Raw genomic sequence first — 25056 nt, 5'->3', positions numbered from 1 at the left:
TCACGGACAGAGCGATCGCCAGCCTTCCAGCGCCCGGCGACCGAGGACGGAAGGATCGGCGCCCAGCTCGGCCAAGGTGATGTCGGCGAGTGTTGCGGTGGGGGCGTGTGCCCGCCACGTTTGCGCGACCGCATAAGGATGTACGGGATCGTCGGTGGCCGCGGTGATCGCCAGCGGTACCCGCAGTCGCGATATCGCTTCCGTCGTCGGAGCGTGGTACGTCGCCGCCTCGGCGAGAATCGGCTCGAGCTGGTCTCCGACAGCCCGCCACGATCGGGCCAATTCTGCCGCCAGCCACGGCGGGCTTCCTTGCTCCATCGACGTGATCGTCTCCTCCAGACCCAGCCGGTGCAGCAGATCGAGCGTCAGGTGCGCGCTGTGCGCCGCCGGTGCGGTGGCGGGGTCGCCCACCCACGGGGGGAGGGCCGCGAGCACGCCCGCACACTGCTCGGGGTTGTCGATCGCCCAGTGCACGGCCACACAGGCGCCGATCGAGACCCCGGCGGCCACGATCGGGCCCCATCTGCGCGCCGCGTCGTCCAGTGCCCGGCGATAACCGCTGATCAAGCCGGTGCCGTCCGGATCGACGGCAATGACGGGCAGGTCGGTGTTCGCGAAGGCCCTGGCCGCGAAATCGGCGTCGGAACCGGTCCCGGGGAGGGCCACGATCACCGTTTCGACGGCGCGGCGGGTCGGAGACGGGGGCTGGCGTCGCGGCATGCAATGATCTTGCATCGCGGGTGGAAGTCAGGTGGGCAGAGGTCTACTCTGGCGTGAGCACAGACCCGTGACAACTACTAGCCCGAGCGATCGGGAAGGTGCGTAGCGCAATGACTGCAGGCGGATATCTCAAACGCCTCACCCGCAGGCTGACCGAGGACCTCGAGCAGCTCGATGCGGAGACCATCTCGAAGCAGTCGCAACAGACCGGTGCCCAGCGCGCCTGTGACTGTACGGCCGGAGACGAGGTCACCATGCATGGTGAACTGCGCTCCGTGGAGACGTGTTCGAAGAGTATGAAGACGGGCATCGTGGCCGAGTTCTTCGACGGCACCGACGTCGTCACCCTCAAGTTCATCGGCCGCAACCGGATTCCTGGTATCGAACCCGGCCGGACCCTGACCGTTCGTGGGCGGATCGGCGAGCACGACGGTCACAAGATCATGTTCAATCCGTACTACGAATTGCTCGGTGAGAGCTGAATTGATTTCGAGAGCTGATCAGGGAGCGGATTCGCAGTCGTCCGGCGGTCCCGAGCTACCCGGCGACGACCCTGCGCCCAAAGACGTCGATCCCGCCGCGCTCACCGTGATGGAGCAGATGGGCGGGGTCTCCGGCCTCATCTATTCGTCCATCCCGATCCTGGTCTTCGTACCCGCCAATTCACTCTGGAATCTCACGGTGGCGATCTATGCCGCACTCGGCGTGTCGTTGCTGATCTTCATTGTCCGGTTGGTCCGGCGCGAACCCATCCAGCCGGCCATCTCAGGCGTGATCGGCGTGGGGGTGTGCGCGTTCATCGCGCACCGAACCGGGGACGCCAAGGGTTTCTTCCTGTTCGGGATCTGGACCACGCTGCTCTACGCGGGAGTTTTCGTACTGTCGATCCTGGTGCGCTGGCCGCTGGTCGGGGTCATCTGGAATGCCCTGAACGGCAACGGAACAGCCTGGCGCAAACATCGCCGGACCCTCATCGCCTACGACATCGCGACCGCGATCTGGGCCGTGCTGTTCGGAGTCCGCTATCTGGTGCAGTCGTTCCTCTACGACCACGATGAGACCGGAGCCCTCGCGATAGCGAGAATCGCGATGGGATGGCCGCTGACCGCGGCCGCCGTCATCGCCACGGTGCTGCTGGTCCGCTGGGCTCAGAAGAACGAGGACAGCGACCGGTCCGATCCTGCCCGCGACGCACCTGGCCCCCCAGCGGTCGAAATCACGCCGGAGCCGCCGGCTCGATGATCGCCGCCCGCAGCTGGCCCTCGGCCTCCGCGGGCACGATGAAGATGAGTTCGTCCCCACCTTCCACTGCATCGTCGGGCACCGGGACGATCACCCTGCCGCCCCGCAAGATGGTGACGAGTGCTGCATCCCTGGGCAATTTCAGCTTGCGGACCGGCTTGCCCGCCAGCGGGGTGTTGTCGGGGAGGGTCATCTCCACGAGGTTGGCCTGACCCTGCCGGAAGGTCATCAGCCGGACCAGATCGCCCACTGAGACCGCCTCCTCGACGAGCGACGCCAGCATTCGCGGGGTCGACACAGCGACGTCGACACCCCAGTCATCGTCGAACAACCACTCGTTGCGCGGGTCGTTGACCCGCGCAACAACCCGGGCGACGGCGAACTCCGTCTTGGCCAGGAGACTGACCACGAGGTTTGCCTTGTCGTCACCCGTGGCCGCGATGACCACGTTGAACTTGTGCAGTTGCACCCGCTCGAGATTGTCGAGCTCGCAGGCGTCGCCGCTGACCCATCGGGCACCCGGTACCGATTCTTCGTCGATGTGGTCGAGGTTGCGTTCGAGCAGCAAAACGTCGTGGGAGTTCGCGATGAGTTCGCGAGCGATCGAACGTCCCACCGCGCCGGCACCGGCTATGGCGACCTTCATGTTGTTCTCCTACGTATCTGCGGGGTCAGTCGGTCTCGGGCGCGACACCGGCGGCGACCGAGCGGACTTTCTCGAGATTGTCGACCAGCGCCGCCACGAAAACCTGGTCATCCTGCTGTAGAACCGCTTTGGGACCTGGCAGCAAGGGCAGTCCGAGTCGGTTGATGAAGCTCACACGTGAACCGGTGTTCTCCTGGAACAGCGTCACCGACGTCCCCACCCACGACTCGTGGACGGTCAGCCGGACAATCGCGACCTCTCCTGCCGGCTCCGTCCAGGCGACCTCGTCGGCATCGGCCTCACCGAGCGCAGAGATGAACCGATCCGTGGTCCACGGGACGGTCGCGACCGTCGGAATGCCGAGTCGCTCGTAGACGGCGGCCCGCTTGGCATCGTAGATCCGTGCGACGACCTTGGGGACGTGGAAGGTCTCGCGTGCCACCCGGGCGGCGATGATGTTCGAGTTGTCACCGGAAGACACCGCGGCGAAGGCGTCTGCTCCCTCGACGCCCGCGCGTCGCAGCACCTCTTGATCGAATCCGACACCTTTGACCGTGGTGCCGCCGAAGTCGTCCGGGAGCCGGCGAAAGGCAGTCGGATCCCGATCGATGATCGAGACGTCGTGGCCCGCAACCTGCAACTTCACGGCCAGATTCGCCCCGACGCGGCCGCACCCCATCACCACCACACGCATGAGAACTCCTCGCTGACATCATCCGGGTCGGCACCACCATCAAGCTCCGCTGCGCCTCATATCGGCTCTCTGGTCGAGCTCCGCTTCGCTTCGTCTCGGCACTCTGGTGAACGCTACCGCCACCCACGTAGCTATACGGCACGGCAGGCCCTATTGTTTGCCTGGTGTCAAAGGTGTCCAAGGCCTCTACGGCCACAAAACGACTGCTGCTCGGCAGACCGTTCCGAAGTGACACCCTCGGTCATACGTTGTTGCCCAAGCGGATCGCGCTGCCGGTGTTCGCCTCGGACGCGATGTCATCGGTCGCGTACGCACCCCAGGAAATCTTCCTCGTCCTGTCGGTGGCCGGTTTGTCCGCGTACACGTACACGCCGTGGATCGGTCTCGCCGTTGCGCTCGTGATGGTGGTCGTGGTGGCCAGCTATCGGCAGAACGTGCATGCCTACCCCTCGGGTGGCGGCGACTACGAGGTCGCGACCACCAATCTCGGGCCGACCGCCGGGCTGACGGTCGGCAGCGCACTGCTCGTGGATTACGTGCTGACCGTGGCGGTGTCGATCGCCTCAGCGGCTGAGAACATCGGTTCGGCGGTACCGTTCGTGCAGACCCACAAGGTGCTCTTCTGCGTGGTCGCCATCGTTCTGCTGACGTCGATCAACCTGCGAGGCCTGCGCGAATCGGGGACTGCATTCGCCATCCCCACCTACGCATTCATCGTCGGCATGGTGGTGATGCTGGCCTGGGGTTTCCTCCGCGTATACGTCTTCGGAGACGACATCCATTCGGAAACGGCAGGCTACGAGATCAAGGCGGAACAGGACCATCTGATCGGGATCGCCTTCGTGTTCCTCATCGCACGCGCCTTCTCTTCCGGCTGCGCCGCGCTGACCGGGGTCGAAGCGATCAGCAACGGAGTGCCTGCCTTTCAGAAACCCAAGTCCCGCAATGCCGCGACAACCCTGTTGCTGCTGGGCTCGATCTCGATTGTCCTGCTGATGGGCATCATCCTGCTGGCCAAGGAAATCGGCGTGAAGTACGTATCGGATCCGGCCAGGGATCTGCTGGGGGCGCCGGAGGGGTACGAGCAGAAGTCGCTGATCGCCCAGATCGCCCACGCGGTGTTCGGCGGGTTCACACCCGGCTTCTACTTCGTGACCGTGGTCACCGCGCTGATCCTCGTCCTGGCCGCCAACACCGCCTTCAACGGGTTCCCGGTGCTCGGTTCGGTCCTGGCCCAGGACCGGTACCTGCCGCGACAGCTGCACACCCGCGGCGATCGTTTGGCCTTCTCCAACGGGATCTTGTTCCTGGCGGCCGCGGCGATCGCCTTCATCGTCGCCTTCGGTGCCGAGGTCACCGCGTTGATCCAGCTTTACATCGTCGGCGTGTTCGTGTCGTTCACCCTGAGCCAGATCGGCATGGTCAAGCACTGGACCAGGCATCTGAAGACCGAGCGCGATCCGAACGCACGTGCCCGGATGATCCGGTCCCGCATCATCAACACCATCGGCCTGCTCATGACGGGTTCGGTGCTGATCATCGTCCTGATCACGAAGTTCCTTGCGGGAGCGTGGATCGCGATAGTCGCGATGGTGGCGATCTTCGGACTCATGAAGCTCATCCACCGCCATTACGCCTCGGTGCAGGCCGAGTTGGACAATTCCGACTACGAGGCTGTGCTACCGAGTCGCACCCATTCGATCGTGCTGGTCTCGACCCTGCATCTGCCGAGCCGACGTGCGCTGGCCTTCGCCCGTGCCACCCGTCCCGACAAGCTCGAGGCGGTCACCGTGAACGTCGACGACCGGGACACCCGGAAGCTCGTGGCGCAGTGGGAGGACAGTGACATCACCGTCCCCCTGAAAGTGATCGCGTCCCCGTACCGAGAAGTCACCCGACCGGTCATCGACTACGTCCGCCGGTTGCGCCGTGAATCGCCGCGTGATGTGGTCACGGTCTTCATCCCCGAGTATGTGGTGGGGCACTGGTGGGAGCAGATCCTGCACAACCAGTCGGCGTTGCGCCTCAAAGGCAGGCTGCTCTTCGAGCCGGGCGTGATGGTGACGTCGGTCCCATGGCAGCTCAGTTCGTCTGATCGACGCAAACGCGACCGTACCTACATCGCCCCGGGAGACACCCGTCGCGGGGTGGGAACGCTACCCGGCGAACGGATTGAACCACTGTGAGCCAGACCCCGGAAGCCCGGAAACGCACGAGCGAGAACAGCTGGCTCGGCGACGAATTCGAACTCGCCACCGAACGGCTCGGGCACGGTGGCGTGTGTGTCGGTCGCCACGACGGCCGAGTCGTGTTCGTCCGGCACGCCCTGCCGGGCGAACGCCTGCGGGTGCGGGTCTCCGAGGACCGGGGAAAGGGCTTCGTCCGCGCCGAGATAGTCGAGATCGTCGAGGCGTCAGATCACCGCATCGTCGCGGCCTGCCCTGCCGGTGCACCCGACGGCGGCGCCGGTTGCTGTGACCTTTCACACACGACTGGATCCCACGCGCGCGAGTTGAAGTCGGGCGTGCTCGGTGAGTTGTTGAGTCGTATGGGTGGCGTGCAGTGGGAGGGCGAGATGCTCTCGCTCGACCCCGCCGCCGGTGCCGAACCGGAAACCGGCTGGCGGGTCCGCGAGCGCCTGGTCGTCGACAGCGCCGGTATCGCAGGAATGCATGCCTATCAGTCCCATTCGGTGATCCGGCGACTCGATTGTGCGCAACCGCTTCCCGGTCTGCTCGACGGGGTCGATCTGCTCGAGGGTCTGGAACCGGGGGCCGACCTGGTGATCACCGCGGGCGACGACGGGGTCCGCCACATCGCCTCGATCGCCGGTCTCACCACGGCCGGCGACGTGCGCAGGGTGCGCCGCTCGCGGACACCATCAGGTGGCCGACGGAAGGTCCAGCGCGACCGTGCCCAGCGTTCGACCGCTCGCGACGAGTCGATCCTCGAAGGAGGGCCCACGGTGCGGCGTGTCGTCGCCGGACGCAGTTGGGAGCTGCCGATCACAGGCTTCTGGCAGGCCCATCGCCGTGCTGCCGACGGCTACAGCACGGCGGTTCGAACCATGCTGCGAGACGCGGGCCTGCCGCGGTCGGTGGTCGTCTGGGATCTCTACGGCGGCGCCGGTGTGCTGGCCGGTGCCGTGATCGACGAGAACGACGACGCGCGAGGGACGGCCCGGGTTCACATCGTCGAGGCAGACGCGGCGGCCGTCAGCGCCGCCGAGGTGACCTTCGCCGGTGATCACCGCGTGCAGGTTCACCGCGGCAATGTGGCCACCACGCTCGCAACGCTGCCCGCCCCCGACGTCGTGATCCTGGATCCACCGCGAGCAGGTGCGGGCCGCGAGGTCGTCGAACAGGTGGTGGCCGCGGCCCCGGCCTTCGTGGTGGCTGTCGGCTGCGACCCGGCGACGTTCGCACGTGACCTGGGCGACTACGTGCGTGGTGGGTACGAAGTCGTCACACTGGTCGGCTTCGACGCGTTCCCGCTGACCCACCACATGGAGGCCATCGCACTGCTGCGCCCGTCCTCCGCTCCGGCGACAGGTCCGTAGACTGGGTAGCCACGCGTCCGCCGCAGCCCGGCGGGTGCATCGCGGCGGTTCGGTAGTTCCTCCGCTTCGCCGCCCACCTGAGAGGACACCGAAGAGATGAGCGTGCTGAATTCGGTCAATTCGCCATCCGATCTGCGCGAGTTGACCCTCCCGGAGACTCAAGAGCTGGCCCAGGAGATCCGTGATTTCTTGATCGCCAAGGTCTCGGCGACCGGCGGGCATCTCGGACCGAACCTCGGCGTCGTCGAGTTGACCCTGGCCCTGCACCGGGTCTTCGACTCACCGCACGACGCTCTCCTCTTCGACACCGGCCACCAGTGCTACGTCCACAAGATCGTCACCGGACGTAAAGGCGGTTTCGACACCCTCCGCCAGCGCGACGGATTGACCGGCTACCAGGAACGCGCAGAGAGCGAGCACGACTGGATCGAGTCGTCGCACGCCTCGGCGGCCCTGTCGTATGCGGATGGTCTGGCCAAGGCGTTCGAGTTGGCGGGCGAGGTCCGCCACGTGGTCCCGGTCGTCGGCGACGGCGCCCTGACCGGTGGGATGTGCTGGGAAGCGCTCAACAACATCGCAGGCGGCGATCGCCCGATGGTGATCGTGGTCAACGACAACGGCCGTTCGTATGCGCCGACGATCGGCGGCTTCGCCCGCCACCTGTCGGGGCTACGACTACAACCGGGGTACGAGCGTGTGCTCGACGAAGGCCGACGTGCTGTGCTCAAGCTCCCGCTGTTCGGTGAGTTGGCGTATTCGGCGTTGCACGGGCTCAAGACCGGCCTGAAGGACGCGATCGCCCCACAGGCGATGTTCACAGACCTCGGCCTCAAGTACGTCGGTCCCGTCGATGGACACGACCAGACGGCGTTGGAGAGCGCACTGCAACGCGCCAAATCCTTTGGGGGGCCGGTCATCGTGCACACCGTCACCCGCAAGGGCATGGGCTATCACCACGCGGAGAACGACGTTGCCGATCAGATGCACTCCACGGGGATCATCGACCCGGCCACCGGCAAATCGACCAGCGTGCCCGCGCCCGACTGGACATCGGTGTTCTCGGCGGCACTGATCGAGGCGGGTAGCCGTCGCAAGGACGTTGTCGCGATCACCGCAGCCATGGCCGGTCCGACCGGTCTCGCAGCGTTCGGTGAACGCTTTCCCGACCGCATGTTCGACGTCGGGATCGCCGAACAGCATGCGCTGACCTCGGCAGCCGGGTTGGCTCTGGGCGGACTCCATCCGGTGGTCGCGGTCTACTCGACGTTCCTCAATCGCGCGTTCGATCAGTTGCTGATGGATGTGGCGCTGCTCCGGCAACCCGTGACACTCGTCCTCGACCGCGCGGGTGTCACCGGTCCGGACGGGCCCAGTCACAATGGCATGTGGGATCTCTCACTCATGGCGATCGTGCCGGGGATGCGGGTCGCGGCCCCGCGGGACTCGGTGCGGCTGCGTGAAGAGCTGGCCGAAGCCCTCGACGTCAACGACGGGCCGACCGCGCTTCGTTTCCCCAAGGGTGCGGTGCCCGAGGACATCCGAGCCATCGAACGCCTCGAGGACGGCATCGATGTCCTGTTCAAGCCCTCACGTGGCGATGACGCCGATGTGCTGATCGTCGCTGTCGGTCCCTTCGCCTCACTCGCCCTCGACACTGCCGCCCGCCTCGCCCAACAGGGGATCGGGGCCACGGTGATCGACCCCCGGTGGGTACTGCCCGTGCCGGAATCGATCGTCGAACTGGCCGGCGCACACCGCCTCGTCGTCACCGTCGAAGACGGTGGAGTCCACGGCGGCGTGGGCTCGTCGGTATCCGAGAAACTGCGCAATGCCGGGGTGGTGACACCGGTTCGCGACGTGGGCATCGCGCAGGAGTTCCTCGCACACGCCTCCCGTAACCAGATCCTCGACCGACTCGGCCTCACCGCCCAGGACGTCGCTCGTGCGATCACAGCGATGGTGTCGGGTATGCAACCGCCATTGTCGTCATCGGATGAGAACGAACTAGGCCGCGGAGAGAAGGACTCGAGGCAGGCCTCGGATCAACAGGCCCTTCCTGAGTAGACGCCTCGCGGCGCGGACTTTCTTATTCCGCCGGTGGGGCTGCCGCGAGGGCGCCGGCGATCACGGCTGAGGTAACTTCTATCTGCCAGGGCCGTGCGCCACCGTCTGCGAGCCGCGCGGCGACGGCCTCTGGAGTTGCCGACGGTACGTCGTCCCAACAGAGTTGTCGGACGAGTTCGGGCTGCAGCAGGTTTTCCACCGGGGTGTTCACCTCGCCGGCCAGCGCTGTCAGCGCCGCACGCACTGCGGTCAGCCGCGCTGCGGCCTCGGGCGACTTGGCTTCCCACCGATTGACCTGGGGCAGCCCGGTACTCGGGGGTCGTCGAGGGGGGAGCTCGGAGTCGGGTAGGCGCCGCGCCGTCTCGAGTGCCGACATCCACCGCCCGGCCTGCCGGCGTTGGCGCGGGCCTCCGAAGACGGGCAGTTTGTACAACTCGTCCAGGGTTTTCGGATCCGCAACCGCTGCCGCGACGATGGCCGAATCAGGCAGGATCCGGCCCGGCGCCACGTCGCGTCGACGTGCGACATCCTCGCGGGCAATCCACAACTGCTGAACTGCCGCCAGGGTGCGGGGCGATTTGATCGTGTGGATCTTCGACACACGCCGCCACCGGTCCGGACGCGGCGCGGGTTCAGGCCTGGCCAAGACGGCAGCGAACTCTTGCGCCGCCCAGGTCTCTTTACCGGCCTCGACCAGAGCGGCCTGTACCGCGTCTCGGAGTTCGATGAGGACCTCGACGTCGAGGGCCGCGTAGTTGAGCCAATCGGCCGGAAGTGGACGTCGCGACCAGTCTGCGGCGCCATGACCCTTGACGAGACCGAGCCCGAGGAAGTGCTCCACCATCGCCGCGAGATTCACCTTGGGGATCCCGAGCAACCTGCCTGCCAGTTCGGTGTCATAGAGCGCGGCGCACCGGAAGCCCAGCTCGCGCAGACACGGCAGGTCCTGGTCTGCGGCGTGGAGAATCCACTCCGGGCCGTCGAGCGCCGTTGCGATCGGGCCGAGGGCGTCGGGATGATCGATCGGGTCGATGAGCATCGAACCGCTGCCGGTCCGCCGGATCTGGATGAGATAGGCCCTCCCGGAGTACCGGAAGCCCGAGGCCCGCTCGGTGTCGAGGGCGATGGGTCCGGTGCCCGCAGCGAGTACGCGGCCCGCCTCGGCGAACTCGGCGGGGGTGGTCAGCACCGGCGGAACGCCGTCGGCCGGTTCGGTGAGAGGTATCGGCGGGGGACCGTCATCGACCGCAGGTGCATCGCCGACCGCGGGTACATCGTCGTCGATGGGGGAGGTGCCGACGTCAGCCGGCGGCGGAGGCTCGGTTGATTCGGTCATGTGGATGGGTTCACGCTTCGGCGAACCCGAGCCGCGTGACACCGGATGGTGGCAGGCCCGCGGCGAGGGAGAGCACTTCGCAGAACGCCTCCACATGGCCGTTCAGTTCATCGGTGGTGGCTGTCCATGACGCCCGCAATTCGAGCTGGTGTGCTCGTGGGGGCCCGGAGATGTCGCCGTAGCGTACCGACGTGGTGGAGGTGACAGTGCCCCCGAGCGCAGTGATCTCCACGTGCTCGGACTTCTCGAGGGACTCGGTCAACCAGCTCCAGGCCACCTCGGGTAGCAGTGGGTCCGCAGCGAGCACGGCTTCGACCTCGGCCTGGATGAACGCCACCAACCGCATCGTTCCGTTCCAGGCCTCGTGACCGTCGGGGTCGTAGAGCAGGATCAGGCGGCCGAATGCGGTGCCGTCGGAATCGGTGGCGACGTCGTCGGCTTCTGGTTGGGTCACCTCGGCGCCGACGGCATAGCTGTAGGGCGCAAGGCGCTGAGGGGGACGAATGCTGCCGAGTTCGATCTCTGACCGGACCTTGGCCGCATGCATCGATTCGATCGCGCTGCGGAAAACCGCAGGCTCGGTCGACGCTCCGGATGTGGTCACCATTCGACCGTAGGGCCCCGCCGTGCCGACGCTGCGGAGGCGCGCCGAGTCGATCTGCGGTCGCCGCAGGCGGTGGGCCTTCACGGCCAGGGGCGTGGTCATGGCAGCATGTCGGATGATGACTCAACAACATGCCCGCGCCCTCTCGCCGCTGGTCGCGGCCGCCCGCGGGCAGCGACCCGATCGTCGCCCCGTGTGGTTCATGCGGCAGGCAGGCCGCTCCCTGCCGGAATATCGCGAGATCCGCGTGGGACGCGGGATGCTCGAGTCGTGCTTCGATCCCGAACTCGTCTGCGAGATCACGCTGCAGCCGGTACGCAGGCACGGTGTCGACGCCGCGATTCTCTTCTCCGACATCGTCGTCCCGCTCAAGGCCGCGGGCGTCGACCTGGACATCGTGTCGGGGGTCGGCCCGGTCATCGCCGAGCCCATTCGCACCAGAGAAGACATTCGCAGGCTCCCCCTGCTCACCCCGGACGCCGTCGGTGCGGTCTCGCGTGCGGTGACGATGCTCAAGGCAGAGCTCGGGGACACGGCCCTGATCGGGTTCGCGGGTGCGCCGTTCACCCTCGCGTCCTATCTCGTAGAGGGTGGCCCGAGCCGCAACTACGAGAACACCAAGGCGCTGATGTACTCCGATCCTGCCGTCTGGCACGAACTGGTCGGGAAGCTCGCCGACATCACGATCGCGTTCCTGAAGGTCCAGCTCGACGCCGGTGTCGACGCATTTCAACTGTTCGATTCCTGGGCCGGTGCGTTGTCGGTGGCCGACTACAACACGTTCGCGCGGCCCCACTCGGCGCGGGTCTTCGCCGAGTTGGCTGCTTACGACGTACCCCGTATCCATTTCGGCGTCGGGACAGGGGAGTTGCTTCACGACATGGGTACCGCCGGTGCCGACGTGGTCGGTGTGGACTGGCGCATCCCGCTCGACGAGGCCGCCCGCCGGGTCGGCCCGGGAAAGGCTCTCCAGGGAAATCTGGATCCGGCAACCCTCTTTGCGCCGTGGGAGGTCGTCGAGCGTGAGGTCCGCCGGATCGCCGCCGAGGCCGACCGGGCCCTTGACGCCGGCGCGATCGGGCACATCTTCAACCTCGGCCATGGTGTCTTGCCCCCGACCGATCCGACGGTGCTGACCAGGGTGGTGGAGTTGGTGCACTCCCTGTGACCCCACGGGTTGCGGTTCTGGGGGGCGGCATCTCAGGGCTGGTCGCGGCGTATCGCCTGCGCCGGCTGCTCGGCGACTCGGCTGTGATCGAGTTGATCGAGAAGTCAGACCTTCTCGGTGGGACCCTGCACGCCGCCGAGGTCGGTGGAACGTCTGTCGACGTCGGGGCCGAGGCCTTCCTCGTGCGGCGACCGGAGGCCACTGCACTGGTCGACGAGCTGGGCCTGACCGGTCTGCTGGTGCATCCGGGGACCCTGGGACCGAATATTTTGTCGCAGGCGACGCTGCATCCGGTGGCGCGGCCCACGCTCATGGGCATCCCCGCCGACCCGGCGACCGTGTCCCACCTCGTCGAGCCCGGTGATATGCGATTGATGGCGACTGAACCCAGTCGTGCACTGCGATGGCGGGCCGGTCAGGACATCTCGATCGGCGAACTGGTCGGAGACCGCTTCGGACGATCGGTGGTCGACCGTAGCGTCGATCCGATGCTGTCGGGTGTGTACTCGGCGCGCTCTGATGATCTGGGATTGCGGGCGGTGATGCCGGCCTTGGCGATGCGTCTGGATGCGGGTGCCCCCAGTCTGTCGGCAGCCGTCACGGGGCTGCTGGGGGCCGCGGCCGGAGTGGGTCCGGTGTTCGGTGCGTTGCGCGGGGGATACCCGGTGCTGGTGGACGAACTCCTGCGGCAGGGGGCGCCGACAGTACGCTCGGGCACCTCGGTGGGCGAGGTCCGCCGGACGAACCGCGGCTGGTCGGTCGATGGTGAATCGTTCGACGGTGTGGTGTGCGCCCTACCGGCGCCGGTGACCGCAGAGATCTTCGCCTCGGTGGACCAGATCGCGAACCCGCTGGCCGGGGTCGACGTATCGGGTTCTGCGGTGGTGGCGATGGCCCTCGACACCGGCGTCGAGCTACCGCACTTGTCGGGTGTCCTCGTGGCCGGGGACGAGACCGTGGTCCGCGCAAAAGCATTCACCTTCAGTTCTCGTAAATGGGACCATCTCGCCACCGGTGGCGCGCTGGTCCGGGCATCGTTCGGCCGCTACGGCGCCGGAGTGTCCGGCGTGGATGACCGGCAGTTGATCGATTGGGCCACAACCGATCTGAGTACCGTGATGGCGCTGACCGGAGAGGGCGACGCACGTGCGCGGCTTCGGGACGCCGTGGTGCAACGCTGGCCCGGAGGTATTCCGCGTTACGCCCCGGGACATGCCGATCTCGTCGCCACGGTCGATCGGGACCGGCCCACCGGGCTCGTGCTGGCAGGCGCGACCTACAGCGGCGTGGGGGTACCTGCATGCATCGGGCGTGCTGAGACCGTCGCTCGCCTGCTCGTCGCCGATCTCGCGGGATGAGGCTCTGACAGGTCCACCTGCACGCAGGTCGAGCCCGCCTCGGGTGGCAGTATGAAATCCATGACCCGCCTCGATTATGCCGAACTCAATGCCACCGTCCGCTACCTGATGTTCTCTGTGTTCTCCGTGCGCCCTGGGGAACTCGGAGATGACCGGACCGCGGCAGTGACCGATGCGCGGTCGTTCTTCGAATCGCTGGCCGACAAAGGCGTGGTGGTTCGGGGGATCTACGACGTCTCGGGCCTGCGCGCAGACGCCGATTTCATGATCTGGTGGCATTCGGAAGAGGTCGAGCAGATCCAGGCCGCGTATGCCGACTTCCGCCGGACCACGGTCCTGGGCAAAGCGAGCACCGCGGTGTGGAGCAATGTGGCGCTGCACCGACCCGCAGAGTTCAACAAGAGCCATGTCCCGGCTTTCCTCGCAGGCGAAGAGGCGGGCAAGTACATCTGCGTGTACCCGTTCGTGCGGTCGTACGAGTGGTATCTGCTACCCGACGCCGAGCGTCGTCAGATGCTGGCGGACCACGGGAAGCAGGCCCGCGGCTACAAGGATGTTCGTGCCAACACGGTGTCGTCGTTCGCGTTGGGCGACTACGAGTGGTTGCTGGCGTTCGAAGCACCCGAGCTGCACCGGATCGTCGACCTGATGCGTGATCTGCGCGCCACCGAAGCCCGGATGCATGTGCGCGAGGAGACCCCGTTCTTCACGGGGCCCCGCGTCGAGGTCGACCAGCTGATCGCCGCTCTGCCCTGAGCTATACCCCGGCCGGTGCTGCCGGCCGGGTGGAGCTGCCGGTGACCTCGACCTGATCGGTCTTGCGAAGGTCGAGGTACCGGAACAGCAACACACAGAACACCGAGATCATCAGCAGCGACCAACCCCAGGTGACCTTGTTGTACTCGACGGCCCGACCGAAAGCCTCCCAGCGGTCGGAATAGAAGGCGTCGAAGGTGAAGCACCCGTACACGCCCAGCCAGGCCGGCCAGTTGCGCATCGTCGACCCGCGCATCAGGACGGTCATGAGCAAGGGGAACAGCAACATCGAGTAGTAGCCCTGGCCCAGCGAGCCGACCAGCCACGAGGTACACAGCAGAACCCCCGACGAGGTGGCGAGCCACAGCAATTCATCGGTCTTGCGGTAGTGGCGGTACAGGAACCAGAGGCTGAACGCGGCCATCAGGACGAACGCGATGCGCAGCAGCACCACCAGCCATGTCTGCACGCCGAAGTAGGCACCGTTGCCGACGATCGAACTGTTGTAGTAGTCCCGGGCCTCGAAGAGGTAGGGCGCGGTGCGTGTGATGAACGACCCGGGGTCGGCGGACAAAGGCCATGCCATCGCGGTCAGCAGGATCGGGACACCGGCGGCTCCGATGAACACCTTCCATTGGCGGTTGAGCAACGGCAGCAGCAGCAAGACGGCCAGTACCGGTTTGACGGCGAATGTGATGCCCAGCGGAATGCCGGCCCACAGATCCTTGTGCTTGAGTGCCAGCATCATGAACGCCAGTTCGCCCAGTAACACGAACGAGTTGAAGTTCACGAAGATCAGGGTGTGTGCGACGGTCTCCGACAGGAAGAACACGAAGAGCACGACGGGCATTACCGGAGATTTCAGCGAATAGCCGAACATCCGGGTGATCAGGTAGGCGCACAGGACCAGGACGACGACCGAGACGAAGATGAACAGCCAGCGGGCGCGCTCGGGGTCGAGATAGCCCAGGGGCGCCATCAGCATCGAACCCGATGGTGGGTAGAGGTAGTGCGGATCGACGGTGTTGTAGTTCTCGGTGTACACCGGTTCACTGCGCAGAAATGCGAGCGCCGCGCGATACACCGGTGCGAAGTCGTCGGTCCGGTCGCCGTTGACCCCGAGGATCACCGACCGCTGGAACACCATCAGGATCGCGACCGGCCAGAGCACCAGGGACACGATTTGACCGATGTCCACCTGCGGGAACAGGACACGGTCGGCAACGGTCGGTTGCGGTGAGTTCACTGGTTCGGGCGGGGTGGTGTCATTGTTCGGCACTGCCGAACCGTACTACGGACGGGCGCACGCCCAGCGTCCGACACCGGCAAGATACGGACATTCGACATGGTCGTCAGGCCGGGCAGGCACCTTGGGCGGGTGGCTCCGCGGAGCGGGTGTACGCAATGGCGGCTTCACCGGCACAGTCCGAGTGCGCCAGGACCGAATAACCGAGTCCTTCCCAGGTGAGGGTGGAGAAGGCGGCCCCTGCGCCGATCAGGGCGCCGTTGATGCCGTCGGTGGCCACAGGTCCGGTGATCGGGTCTCCCGCGCCGCGAAACATCAACACCGGAACCGGGAGCTCGCCGAGGGTCGGGGGCTGATCTCCGGACGGGAAGCCGTTGCATCGCAGCAACCCCAGCGCTGAGTTGAGGCCTGTCAGCGGATACAGCTTGGTCCACTCGTCGAGCAGGCCGGCGATCTGGTTCTGGCCCACGGGCTCGGTGGTGTCGTTGCATCGAGACAGCAGTTGTCCGTCGCCACCGCGCAACTGGCGGGCCTGGGCTATCGCAGCGCGCAACGGGCCCACGTCCCCGGCATCGGCGGATGAGAGCAGGTCGGCGGCGGCGGTGATGACGGCCGTCCTGTCTCCGGGGGCCACCGCGATCGTGGTCGTCAGCGCCAACAGGATGTCGGTGTCGGAGAGACCGTCGACGTCCCCGGCACGTGCCCGCTCGAGAAGGCTTGCGATGGCCGCGGCGGGGTCGGCGCCCAGGGAACAGCTCAACGCCCGACATTGGTCGGCGAAGGTTCGCAACGCTGCGTTGGTCCCGTCGGCCGTCTGTTGCGCGGTGACCTGAGCGTTCACCCGGTAGGGGGCAGGGGTGTCGAGGATGAGTCGACCGAGGTGGTCGGTGTAGAGCCCCGCGTAGGCCAGCGCGACGCCTGCACCTTCGCCGACGCCGATCAGTCCGACGTGGTCGACGCCCCAGATCCCGCGCAGCGTCTCGATATCTGCGGCGGCGTTGTTGGCGGTGAACTGCACCTGGTGGGGGCTCAGTGTCTCGGTGCAACCGTCGGACGCGGAGGTGCCTGCTGCGGTGAGTCGTTGCTCGCGGGCGGGGTTGTCGGTGGAGTTCGTGCTGAACCCGTTTGTCAGCAACGTGCTGCGTTCGAGGTTGGTCATGCAATCGAGGGGGGTCGACTCGCCGGTTCCTCGCCGGTCGATCGCGACGACGGGGTGCGCGTCGAGCATTGCGGCGCCGCCGCCCTGCGCCAGCGACACCAGTGTTCTCGCAGAAGCGATGTCGGTGCCCGAACTCAGGATGAGGGGCGCGGCGTCCGGCGGCGTGTCGGCAGTCTTGGCCCGCATCACCGCGACGGTCACGGTGTCGATGCTCTGGGTTCCGGGCGTCACCGAGGTGTCGAACGTCGCACAGTCGAGGGTGGTGCCTGGGGGCAATGCTGCGGTACCGAACCGTTGCCGGGTGTCGGCCGCGCAATCGGACCAATCGAGATCGCTGGTCGGTGCGGTCAGCTCCGGAGGTGGCGGCACCGTGGTCGGCGGCGGGCCGGCGCCGTTGCCCTCGTCGATCACGAGATCCGGCCCGGGGTCGGGCCCTGCGGAACACCCGGTGACAACAGCAACCACGAGCAGCAACGCGACAGGCAAACGGCGGGCCGGAGACCGGGGTGCCGACGCCGGAGACCGGCGAGCGGATACCGGCAACCGGTGTTCGAAGGGCACCCGAAGGCGTCGGCGTGTACCGGCGAGAGGCATACCGGCGAGGGTACTGGCGCGTTGCCTCAACGCTGCTCGCGCACCCACCGCATGTACAGGTAGTCCTCGTCGTCCCCGAGGACATGCGTACGTCGCATCGGGTGGGCGACGCCGTCACCCGCGGTGATGTGTTTTCCTGCGCCGGCGGTCAGCAATGGACTCACGGTGATACACAATTCGTCCAGCAGATCGGCGGAGACGAGCGATCCCAACAGGGACGGGCCGCCCTCGCAGAGCACCCGCCAGGCACCGATGCCTGCGAGATGTCGGGTGAGCGCGGTGGGGTCGACGTTTTCGTCCCCGCAGTCGATGAGCGTTGCGCCGGCGTCGATCAGCCGGGACCGGGCGTCAGCGGGCGCGCCGGTGCAGGTCGCGACGACCGTCTCGGGGTCGGCGAGCAGCGGGTCGTCGGTGGGGATGGACAGTGAACTGCTGAGCAATACCAGCTTCGCTGTCGGTGCTTGCCCGGATCGCTGCCGTAGGTCTGCGAGTGACGCGTGCGGTTGCACCGGACCGTAACCTTCGGCGAACGCCGTGCGGGCGCCGACGACGACGGCGTCCGCCAGCGCTCGCAACACCATGAACAATTGTTTGTCGCCGGGGCCTCCGAGGCCACCAGATCGTCCGTCGACTGTCGCCACGCCGTCGATCGAACCGACCATGTTCGCGCGCACGACCACGCCGGTCGGCGGGCCGGATGGATAGGCGTACATCTCCGCCAGCTCTGCATCGGTCAGTGGCGTCGAGGCTTCGCGGTCTGTGAGCTGAGTCGCTTTCAACAGTGGGTGCACAGAGTCATTCTGATCGCATCGTTAGGCTCTGCGCATGCCAGCACGTCTGAGTGACCGCACGCCGCAGGTCGCACCCGAGGCCCTAATCGGTGAGATGGTCCCGCCATCGATGTTCGACGAGGTCAGTTTCGACTCGTACATCCCCGACCCGAACGAGCCGAGTCAAGCGCAGGCGGTCACGGCCGCGCGCAACTTCGTCGAGCGCGCCACGAAGATCAAAGGTGGCAAAAAAGGCCTGTTCAGCAGGAAATCGACGCCGACGGCAGGCCTCGGTCTCTACCTCGACGGCGGCTTCGGCGTCGGCAAGACCCACCTGCTGGCGTCGATCTACCACGCGATGCCGGGGCCCAAGGCATTCGCGACGTTCGTCGAGGTGACGCATGTGGTGGGCGCGTTGGGGTTCGTCAACGCCCTCGAGCGACTGTCGAACCATTCGGTGCTGTGCATCGACGAGTTCGAACTCGACGATCCAGGCGACACGATGCTGGTCTCTCGTCTGCTCACCGAACTGTCCGCGAAGGGCGTCTCGATCGTGGCGACGTCCAATACGCTTCCGGGCCAGCTCGGAGAAGGGCGCTTCGCCGCCCAGGACTTCCTGCGCGAGATCAAGAAACTGTCGGCGGTCTTCGAGGCAATCCGGGTCGACGGTCCGGACTATCGACACCGTGACCTGCCCCCGGCACCTGATCCCCACACCGACGCCGAACTCGAGGCGTTGGCGGAGAGCACGCCCGGCGCGACGCTCGACAACTTCGACGACCTCTGCGCCCACCTGGCCAAGCTCCACCCGTCCAAGTACAAGGCGCTTGTCGAGGGGGTCACGCTGGCCTGTGTGGAAGGCGTGCATCCGGCAGCCGACCAGACCGTCGCTCTGCGCATCGTGGTTCTCGCCGACCGCCTGTACGACGCGGGTACGCCTCTGATGGTGTCCGGTTCCAAGCTCGACGAGATCTTCACCGAGGAGATGCTCTCCGGCGGATATCGGAAGAAGTATCTCCGGGCCACCTCGCGGCTGCTGGCGCTGTCGAGGTTCGCGGAGAAGAGCTAGGTTCGCGGCACAGAAGACGATTCGCGGAGAAGTGCTCAGGGCCTGACTCAGGCGGAGCACTTCGGTCAGACGGCAGGCGGTCGGGCGAGCACGTAGTCGCTACACCGTTTGCCGTTGACTATGAACGATTTGCGGCCCATGACGGTGAAACCCATCTTCTCGTAAAAGCGCTGGGCACGTACGTTCTGCTCGTTCACACCGAGCCAGACCAGCGCGCTGTGGCGCGTACGGCCGTGTGAGAGCGCAGCGTCCATGAGTCCTGCCGACACGGCGCGACCGTGGAAGCCCGGTAAGACGTACATCTTCGAGATCATCGTCAGTGGACGAGCGGTGATCGCCTCGCACACATCGGGATCGGTGGGCTCGCCGTCGAGGAGCAGCGCGTAACCCACGATCGCGCTGGACTCGGGTTCGACGGCCTTGAAAACATGACTGTCCGGGTCAGCGAGGTGGGACCGGAAGTGGTGCGTCGAGAGATTGTCGGCGACGAAGTGTGCGGCGTCCGTGGCGCTCAGCTCAGGCGGGCATGCGAGAGGAAAAGTGAGGGCCGCGACGGCGGCGAGTTCGTCCGCGTCGGCCGGATCGGTCGTGAGGGTCACCGAGGCGGGTGTTCCGCTCGGGCCTGCAGGGGAGGTGTGCTGGTCCCTGTCAGACAGAGGCCAACACCTGATCGGCAGCGGTGATGCGACGGGCCGCACGGTGTAGCGCCTCTTCGCGTTCGACGATGTCGGTGTGCGTGCGAGTGATCGGCAGTAGTTCGAGCAAGACCTGGCTACCGCTGACAGCGTAGTCGTGGGTGCTGACCCAGCCAAGGGTGAAGCGGAGCGCATCGCGGTCGTGGCTGTCGTTCATGTGCATTCCTGAGGTGGGTACCGGGGATCGGACGGTGCTCTGTGCTCAGGACATGAGAAATGACCCGCCGGATGCCGGGTCATTTCTGTCGTGAGCTGGTGCGCGATACAGGGATTGAACCTGTGACCTCTTCCGTGTCAGGGAAGCGCTCTCCCGCTGAGCTAATCGCGCGAGACTGTGTTTAGTTGTCGAATCTGAACTAGTGGAGGCGGCGACGGGAATCGAACCCGTGTGCACGGCTTTGCAGGCCGTTGCCTCACCACTCGGCCACACCGCCACAGTGAAAACTATCTCCGAGCGGATGACGGGATTCGAACCCGCGACCCTCACCTTGGCAAGGTGATGCGCTACCAGCTGCGCCACATCCGCACGCTGCCAGATTGTTGCTCTCTGGCTGCGGTGCTGAACATTATCGGACGTACTGGCAAAGCAACAAATCCGCTGGTCACAGGCCTACGCCCGAGCATGTGTGACGTGGGGTCGGCCACGGCGGCAGGTTCGGTGGCCGACCCGTCGGCGATTTGTATCCGGACGGGGTGAGCGTGTTAATGTCTTCCGGTCGCAGACCCCGGCTTCGTCGGGTGTGATGCGCGGTCCCGTGGCTCAGTGGAAGAGCGTCCCGTTCACACCGGGAAGGTCGCTGGTTCGATCCCAGCCGGGACCACTCCGCCCCGTAGGCGTGGAATTTGTTCTGATGATCGAACGGCCCATCGACTTCGGCCGCCCCCGCTACATGCGGTGCGGACCTGCTTCGACGAGTGTGAGGTCGACGCCGAGTGGCTCGGGCCGCTTCTGCTCTCGTGGGCACCAGGTGTTCACCGTGGTGATTGTCGATTCCCGTGTCGGAGATACCCGTACAGCGCCGCTCGGTATCCGCGGATATAGCTCGGTTCGTGCGCTGTGAGATCAGGTTCGGCTGCCATCGTCAGTGTCGCAAAATGGTGCGCCCAGGGTGTCGGCATCGACTCCAGTCGGGTGAGCGCGTCGTCGAAACCTTGCTGGAACAGGTCGTGGTCGAGCGCGACGTCCAATTCCGGATCTATGAGCGGAAACGAGGTCGGTAGGCGGGTCGCGACACCGTATGGCGTGACGATGTCGAGTTCGGGGAGGTCGGGTTCGATGGTTGTCACCGCACCGACCTCCGTTCTGCCAGGGATCGATAGAGCGTCGCTCGGCTGACCCCCAGTCGGGTGGCGATCGTGGGGACCGAGTCGCCGCGGGCGCGCATGCGTTCGGCCAACGCGACTTGATCGTCGTCCAGTGCGCGCGGTCGACCGACTGCGGTGCTGTCCGGACGGGGATGCGTGGCCCTCGACTGCCTCACCGACCGGTTCTCGTCGTCCAACTCGGCCAGCGAGGCGAGCACGCCGACGATCATTCCGCCTGCCACCTCGGTCGAGTCGACACCTTCGTCGAGTGAGCGGATACCTATGTGGCGTCGGGCAAGTTCCCTCGCGGTGACGAACACTTCGTCGATGGTGCGCCCGAGCCGGTCGATACCGACCACAACGGTCGTGTCGCCGGCTCGCGCGTAGTCGAGCAGGGCGGAAAGGCCCGGGCGTGCGGTGGTGAGGTCGGCGATGTTGTCGCTGTAGATCCGATTCGGCTCGACACCCCCATCGGTCAACTCGTCGATCTGGGACTCGAGGCTGCGGCGCCCGGCACCTGCGCGGGCGTATCCCAGCAACATGCCGGGGCTCGCCGTGGTCGTACCTGGTTTCATGATCATCACGCTATCGCAAAACTATTGAGATAGTGGTTTCAAATGTCGGCGCGCGCGATGAATTTCGCGACAACTCCATCGACGACTCGCTGATAAGTCCACTTCAGCACATGAACAAACGCAGCGTTGTTGCCTGCCATATCGAGACGATAATTTGAGAGTGTCGCAATATTCGAGGGCAGATTGCACCCGGATCATCCGTGGCGAAGCGCCCAGTCGACAAGAGGGGTGCCCGACCTCCAGTCCGCGCGTATGCGATCGACGAGTGCCGGACTGTGGATGAAGTCTTGGAATCCGTAGTCCCGTGAAGCGGTGAGGGTTTTGTGGCGCAGTAGCGAAATTCGTGGATGGTCTTTGTCCCACCCGCGGGGTGCGGTCTTGAGGGCACTGCCACCGATCTCCCACCCGTCCACGTGTAGGGCGTCGATGAGTTCCTCGAGTGCGGGTCCGTGGAGATCGTGGTTGATCGCCGCACGCAGGTTCGCCAGTCGCTCCGGTGTGGCCTCGTAATAACCGACGGCGACTTTTACTCCGGGTGCGCCGATTTGCACGTAGTAACCGGTGGCCGGTCCGACGGCGACGAATGCTCCCTGATGTGTCTTGTATGGGGTCTTGTCCTTCGCGAACCGGACGTCGCGGTAGGGGCGGAACACCTTGGGCTGACCGAACTCTTCGCCCAGCGCCTCGACGAGCTGGTTCATCGGGTCTGCCACGGCAAGACGGTACGTCTCCTTGTGTGCTTCCCAGAAGGCTTTGGAGTTGTCCTGCTCCAAGTCGTCATAGAAGTCCAGCGCGGCCTCGGGAAATCCCTGAAAACTCATCGCCAGATCGTACGTTCGAGGTGGATCGGGGTAGTTCTGCTTGCCTCGGCAGGCCCGAAGAGGCTACTAATGGAATCCGGATGAGAATAATATTCTCGCTGCGAGAGATTTATGTATTCGCAGGTCGACCGAGGTTAGGACATTCACGCCCATGTTGCTGGAGCTGACGGACGATCAGGAGTTCTTTAGGGACAACACCGCAAAATTTCTTCGCGAGCAGGTACCGCCCGCCGAACTTCGCCGCCTTCGTGGCGAATCCAGGGGATTCGGCGTCGACTACTGGCGGCGAGGTGCGGAACTGGGCTGGACGAGCCTGCTGGCGCCCGAGGACCAGGGTGGCGGGATCATCGGCGACTCGGGTCTCGAGGATCTGTCGTTGATTGCCCACGAGTTCGGCCGGCATGCCGCGCCCGGTCCACTGATACCGACGAATGTGGTGATCGCGATGTTGAGCAGGAACCCGGTGGACACCCGCGCAGGATTGCTGCAGTCGCTGATCGCCGGAACGTCCACGGCAGCATGGTGTGTGAGCGAACCCAATCCGAAATCGACGGCGGCCGCGCCCGCCGTATCGGTCGAGGTCGACGGGAGCGAGGTGATCGTGCAGGGGACCAAACGTCCGGTCGAGGCGGTGGGCACGGCGGAGAGCCTGTTGGTCACCGGGCGTACCGGGGCCGGCGTGTCTCAGGTTCTCGTGCCTCGCGATGCCGACGGGGTGCAAGTGCGCGCGCTGACGTCGATCGATGTCACCCGTCGCTACGGGGTGGTCGAGTTCGACCAGGTGCGTCTGCCGGCCAGCGCGCTCGTCGGTGTTGCGGGCCAAGCCCACGAGGACGTCGAGCACGGTCGCAACATCGCGATCGTGACCGGTTGCGCCGAATCGGTCGGCGCCCTGCAGGCCGCGTTCGAGATGACCCTGGCATGGGCCTTCGATCGATACTCGTTCGGGCGCCCGTTGGCGTCGTATCAGGAGCTCAAGCACCGTTTCGCCGACATGAAGGCATGGCTGGAGGCCAGTCACGCGATCACCGACAAAGCCACGGCCGCAGTCGCAGCCGACTCTGCTGACGCCGCAGAACTGGTCAGCGCGGCCAAGGCCTATGTCGGAGGCCACGGCGGAGAACTGATGCAGGATTGCGTGCAGATCTTCGGAGGTATCGGCGTCACCTTCGAGCACGACCTGCACCTGTTCGCACGCCGCGCCGCGGCAAACAGATCGAACTTCGGGACACCCGCCGAACATCGACAGCAACTCGCCGACATCGTCGAGCGCCAGGAGGTCAGTGCGTGAGTACACAGCAGGTCGATGTGCGTGCCGCGGAGTCGGATCCGGCTGAATCGGTCGACAGCTTCCGGGCCCGGGCGCGCGCCTGGATCCAGGAGAACCTCGAGCGAGCCGACCCTGCCGCCCACATCGGCGTCCTCAGGGACGAGGGGGCCGACGAGGACGAACTCGCCCACGTCGAGCATGAACGCACGCTGCAACGGAAGCTGTTCGACGCAGGCTTCGCCGGCCTGTGCATCCCGCCCGAATACGGCGGTCAGGGATTGACCACGGCCCATCAACGGGCATTGAACGACGAGATGACGGGCTACGAATACCCGGCCCGCCTGCAGTCGCCGACATTCGCCCCCTGCGTCGGTGTGCTGATGGATTTCGGTACCGAAGAACAGAAGCTGGAACACATCCCCGCCATCTTGCGCGGTGAGGAGATCTGGATGCAGTTCCTCTCCGAACCCAGCGGTGGCTCGGACGTTGCCGCCGCCCTGACGACCGCCGTCCGCGACGGCGACGAATGGGTTCTGAACGGGTCGAAGATCTGGACGACGGGCGCGTGGTGGTCCGACTGGGCCCTGTGCTTGGCCCGGACCAACTGGGACGTGCCCAAGCATCGCGGGTTGACGGTGTTCATGCTCCCGTTGAAGGCCCCGGGGATCGAGGTACACAGAATCGAGATGCTCAGTGGTTCGAGGGAGTTCTGCCAGGAATACCTGACAGATGTCAGGGTTCCGGACACCGATCGCGTCGGCCAGGTCGATGACGGCTGGAAGGTCGGAACCAGATGGATGTTCCATGAGCGGATGGCGTCGAACTCGCCTTACACGACGTTGCCCGGTGGCGGCTCACGCGGCGGATCCCGGGTGACCGAGCTCTTCGAGGTCGCACGGGACGCCGGCCGGCTCGATGACCCCATCAGCCGCGACCTTCTCGGGGAGGCCAAGATGCTCGACGTCGTCAAGGCGGCGCTCGGTGAGCGCATCGGTCACGGAATCGCCTCGAGATCCATCTCCGACCAGTCGGCGAGCATTGCCCGGTTGATGTCGGGTCTGGCTGCCACGCGCATGACCTCCATCGGTTACGAGTTCACCCAGGCGTCGGGCGCCGCGTGGGATTCCGCAGACGGAGCGGTGGTCGAGCGTGGCACCGATTACCTCATGCAGCAGGTGTCGTGCATCGCGGGCGGCACGACCGAGATGGCGCGCAATGCGATCAGTGAGCGCGTTCTCGGCATGCCGCGAGAGCACACACACGACGTCGGGCTCGCATTCCGGGACGTTCCGAAGAACCGGTCGGCGACCTAGCCCGGCCGGGTATTCCGTAGTCTGTCGGGGAGAGTTCGTGATCGCTCAACTTCGGACGAAGGAACGCTGCAGTGCCTGATGAAGCCGGTGTC

General features: G+C 65.8%; 24 protein-coding genes and 4 tRNA genes. 12 read left to right on the top strand and 16 right to left on the bottom strand.

Features of this window, described 5'->3' with window-relative positions:
• A complete protein-coding gene (locus tag DFR67_RS02530) occupies window positions 1-720 on the bottom strand; it encodes an alpha/beta fold hydrolase (RefSeq protein ID WP_110467787.1) in 720 nt (239 codons plus the stop codon).
• A 110-nt stretch (window positions 721-830) separates the two neighbouring features.
• Between DFR67_RS02530 and DFR67_RS02525 the strand changes: the two genes are divergently transcribed.
• Entirely contained in the window at window positions 831-1202 is a 372-nt protein-coding gene (locus tag DFR67_RS02525; protein ID WP_110467786.1) for an OB-fold nucleic acid binding domain-containing protein, read from the top strand.
• Between the two features lie 109 nt (window positions 1203-1311).
• Window positions 1312-1962 carry a DUF3159 domain-containing protein gene (locus DFR67_RS02520; RefSeq protein ID WP_110467916.1) on the top strand — a complete coding sequence of 217 codons (651 nt, stop codon included), beginning with the start codon at window positions 1312-1314 and terminating at the stop codon, window positions 1960-1962.
• On the opposite strand, the gene DFR67_RS02515 is transcribed toward DFR67_RS02520, so the two are convergent.
• Both DFR67_RS02515 and DFR67_RS02510 read right to left on the bottom strand, forming a co-directional pair.
• Window positions 1937-2608 carry a potassium channel family protein gene (locus DFR67_RS02515; protein ID WP_110467785.1) on the bottom strand — a complete coding sequence of 224 codons (672 nt, stop codon included), beginning with the start codon at window positions 2606-2608 and terminating at the stop codon, window positions 1937-1939. The genes DFR67_RS02520 and DFR67_RS02515 overlap by 26 nt on opposite strands.
• Before the next feature lie 25 nt (window positions 2609-2633).
• Window positions 2634-3302 carry a potassium channel family protein gene (locus DFR67_RS02510; RefSeq protein ID WP_110467784.1) on the bottom strand — a complete coding sequence of 223 codons (669 nt, stop codon included), beginning with the start codon at window positions 3300-3302 and terminating at the stop codon, window positions 2634-2636.
• Between the two features lie 164 nt (window positions 3303-3466).
• On the opposite strand from DFR67_RS02510, the gene DFR67_RS02505 reads away from it, so the two are divergent.
• The 3 genes from DFR67_RS02505 (at window position 3467) to dxs (ending at window position 8925) form a co-directional block, all read left to right on the top strand.
• Window positions 3467-5488, top strand: coding sequence for an APC family permease (locus DFR67_RS02505; RefSeq protein ID WP_110467783.1), 2022 nt, complete (start codon window positions 3467-3469; stop codon window positions 5486-5488).
• Window positions 5485-6861, top strand: a complete 1377-nt coding sequence (locus DFR67_RS02500) for a class I SAM-dependent RNA methyltransferase (protein WP_110467782.1) — start codon at window positions 5485-5487, stop codon at window positions 6859-6861. Before DFR67_RS02505 ends, DFR67_RS02500 begins: the two co-directional genes overlap by 4 nt.
• Window positions 6862-6957: 96 nt before the next feature.
• On the top strand, window positions 6958-8925 hold the full coding sequence (dxs, locus tag DFR67_RS02495; RefSeq protein WP_110467781.1) for a 1-deoxy-D-xylulose-5-phosphate synthase: 1968 nt from the start codon (window positions 6958-6960) through the stop codon (window positions 8923-8925).
• Between the two features lie 22 nt (window positions 8926-8947).
• Here the strand turns inward: dxs and DFR67_RS02490 are convergent, their stop codons facing one another.
• Both DFR67_RS02490 and DFR67_RS02485 read right to left on the bottom strand, forming a co-directional pair.
• The gene (locus DFR67_RS02490; RefSeq protein WP_110467780.1) at window positions 8948-10261 is read right to left on the bottom strand and encodes an HRDC domain-containing protein; all 1314 of its coding nucleotides are present in this window, start codon (window positions 10259-10261) and stop codon (window positions 8948-8950) included.
• Window positions 10262-10271: 10 nt separating this feature from the next.
• On the bottom strand, window positions 10272-10865 hold the full coding sequence (locus DFR67_RS02485) for a DUF3000 domain-containing protein (protein WP_110467915.1): 594 nt from the start codon (window positions 10863-10865) through the stop codon (window positions 10272-10274).
• Window positions 10866-10983: 118 nt separating this feature from the next.
• On the opposite strand from DFR67_RS02485, the gene hemE reads away from it, so the two are divergent.
• Genes hemE through hemQ form a run of 3 tightly spaced genes read left to right on the top strand, consistent with a single transcriptional unit; the run spans window position 10984 to window position 14147 of the window.
• On the top strand, window positions 10984-12033 hold the full coding sequence (hemE, locus tag DFR67_RS02480) for a uroporphyrinogen decarboxylase (protein WP_110467914.1): 1050 nt from the start codon (window positions 10984-10986) through the stop codon (window positions 12031-12033).
• A complete protein-coding gene (locus DFR67_RS02475; protein ID WP_110467779.1) occupies window positions 12030-13391 on the top strand; it encodes an FAD-dependent oxidoreductase in 1362 nt (453 codons plus the stop codon). The genes hemE and DFR67_RS02475 overlap by 4 nt, the downstream gene beginning before the upstream one ends.
• A 60-nt stretch (window positions 13392-13451) precedes the next feature.
• Window positions 13452-14147, top strand: coding sequence for a hydrogen peroxide-dependent heme synthase (hemQ, locus tag DFR67_RS02470; RefSeq protein WP_110467912.1), 696 nt, complete (start codon window positions 13452-13454; stop codon window positions 14145-14147).
• Between the two features lies 1 nt (window position 14148).
• Here the strand turns inward: hemQ and DFR67_RS02465 are convergent, their stop codons facing one another.
• From DFR67_RS02465 to DFR67_RS02455, 3 genes are all read right to left on the bottom strand, one after another.
• Window positions 14149-15426: a glycosyltransferase family 87 protein gene (locus DFR67_RS02465; RefSeq protein WP_245937667.1), complete on the bottom strand. Its 1278-nt coding sequence runs from the start codon at window positions 15424-15426 to the stop codon at window positions 14149-14151.
• Window positions 15427-15499: 73 nt separating this feature from the next.
• On the bottom strand, window positions 15500-17146 hold the full coding sequence (locus DFR67_RS02460; RefSeq protein ID WP_245937666.1) for an alpha/beta hydrolase: 1647 nt from the start codon (window positions 17144-17146) through the stop codon (window positions 15500-15502).
• Window positions 17147-17172: 26 nt separating this feature from the next.
• Complete coding sequence (locus DFR67_RS02455; RefSeq protein ID WP_110467778.1) at window positions 17173-17937, bottom strand: dihydrofolate reductase family protein; 765 nt, start codon at window positions 17935-17937, stop codon at window positions 17173-17175.
• Window positions 17938-17971: 34 nt separating this feature from the next.
• Between DFR67_RS02455 and zapE the strand changes: the two genes are divergently transcribed.
• Entirely contained in the window at window positions 17972-18985 is a 1014-nt protein-coding gene (gene zapE / locus DFR67_RS02450) for a cell division protein ZapE (protein WP_110467777.1), read from the top strand.
• A 65-nt stretch (window positions 18986-19050) separates the two neighbouring features.
• On the opposite strand, the gene DFR67_RS02445 is transcribed toward zapE, so the two are convergent.
• From DFR67_RS02445 to DFR67_RS02430, 5 genes are all read right to left on the bottom strand, one after another.
• Window positions 19051-19584, bottom strand: coding sequence for a GNAT family N-acetyltransferase (locus DFR67_RS02445; protein WP_211324913.1), 534 nt, complete (start codon window positions 19582-19584; stop codon window positions 19051-19053).
• A gap of 49 nt (window positions 19585-19633) precedes the next feature.
• A complete protein-coding gene (locus DFR67_RS30895) occupies window positions 19634-19837 on the bottom strand; it encodes a hypothetical protein (RefSeq protein WP_211324912.1) in 204 nt (67 codons plus the stop codon).
• 96 nt (window positions 19838-19933) lie between these two features.
• Window positions 19934-20008 (bottom strand) — tRNA-Val (locus DFR67_RS02440).
• A gap of 32 nt (window positions 20009-20040) precedes the next feature.
• Window positions 20041-20114 (bottom strand) — tRNA-Cys (locus DFR67_RS02435).
• 19 nt (window positions 20115-20133) lie between these two features.
• Window positions 20134-20206, bottom strand: a tRNA-Gly gene (locus DFR67_RS02430).
• A gap of 223 nt (window positions 20207-20429) precedes the next feature.
• On the opposite strand from DFR67_RS02430, the gene DFR67_RS02425 reads away from it, so the two are divergent.
• Window positions 20430-20501: transfer RNA gene (locus tag DFR67_RS02425), tRNA-Val, on the top strand.
• 151 nt (window positions 20502-20652) lie between these two features.
• Here the strand turns inward: DFR67_RS02425 and DFR67_RS02420 are convergent.
• From DFR67_RS02420 to DFR67_RS02410, 3 genes are all read right to left on the bottom strand, one after another.
• Complete coding sequence (locus DFR67_RS02420; RefSeq protein WP_110467775.1) at window positions 20653-20967, bottom strand: hypothetical protein; 315 nt, start codon at window positions 20965-20967, stop codon at window positions 20653-20655.
• Window positions 20964-21527 (bottom strand): recombinase family protein, encoded by a 564-nt coding sequence (locus DFR67_RS02415; protein ID WP_110467910.1) that lies wholly within the window; start codon window positions 21525-21527, stop codon window positions 20964-20966. Before DFR67_RS02415 ends, DFR67_RS02420 begins: the two co-directional genes overlap by 4 nt.
• 227 nt (window positions 21528-21754) lie before the next feature.
• Complete coding sequence (locus tag DFR67_RS02410; RefSeq protein ID WP_110467774.1) at window positions 21755-22381, bottom strand: DUF2461 domain-containing protein; 627 nt, start codon at window positions 22379-22381, stop codon at window positions 21755-21757.
• A gap of 151 nt (window positions 22382-22532) precedes the next feature.
• Here DFR67_RS02410 and DFR67_RS02405 point away from each other — a divergent pair, with 151 nt between their 5' ends.
• Entirely contained in the window at window positions 22533-23672 is a 1140-nt protein-coding gene (locus tag DFR67_RS02405; RefSeq protein WP_110467773.1) for an acyl-CoA dehydrogenase family protein, read from the top strand.
• A complete protein-coding gene (locus DFR67_RS02400) occupies window positions 23669-24964 on the top strand; it encodes an acyl-CoA dehydrogenase family protein (protein ID WP_110467772.1) in 1296 nt (431 codons plus the stop codon). Before DFR67_RS02405 ends, DFR67_RS02400 begins: the two co-directional genes overlap by 4 nt.
• Window positions 24965-25056 lie beyond the last annotated feature (92 nt).

The organism is Williamsia limnetica, assembly GCF_003217475.1.
In the GTDB taxonomy this organism is placed as follows: Bacteria; Actinomycetota; Actinomycetes; order Mycobacteriales; family Mycobacteriaceae; genus Williamsia; species Williamsia limnetica.
Note: the sequence above shows the minus strand (reverse complement) of the source record. Positions and strands in the feature narration are given on the sequence as shown.